The 476-nt window shown below is 68.9% G+C and carries 1 protein-coding gene; it reads right to left on the reverse strand.

Translation table 11 applies throughout. The annotated features are described in order from the left end of the window. Positions 1-476: cation:proton antiporter domain-containing protein (locus GFC01_RS18015; RefSeq protein ID WP_194175035.1), on the reverse strand; the 476-nt coding region annotated here is incomplete at both ends.

Consider the following 476-nt stretch of genomic DNA (forward strand, 5'->3'; position numbering starts at 1 on the left):
GCGTCATGCGCGTGCGGCCCAACGCGCCAATCACAAGTCCCGCACACACCACGGACACCACGCCCGACACCCCCAGCACATCTTCGGCCACGAGATACAGCGGATACGGCAGCGCCAGCGTCCACGCGGCCTCGGCCTGGGCAATGCCGCGCAGCGCCGGCAGCAAGAATGCGGCGATCCGCCCCGCAGTCAATCCGAACACCACGCCGCCACTAAACCCCTTGGCCAGCTCACGCAGGCCCGTGCCGATGGAGGCATCGCCGCCGTGCCCGGTCAGCATGGCAAGCAGCACGCCCATGATGGCAATGGCTGCGGCGTCGTTGAGCAGCGCTTCGCCCTCCACCAGCCGGATCAGCAGTGCCGGCGCGCCCACGTCGCGAAACACCGCGATTACAGCGGACGGATCGGTCGTGGCAATCATCGCGCCGAGCAGCAGGCACGTGACGATGCCGAACGGCGTGACGGCCGCCACAGCC

It is taken from the genome of Desulfofundulus thermobenzoicus (assembly GCF_009428905.1).
Classification (GTDB): Bacteria; Bacillota; Desulfotomaculia; order Desulfotomaculales; family Desulfovirgulaceae; genus Desulfofundulus_A; species Desulfofundulus_A thermobenzoicus.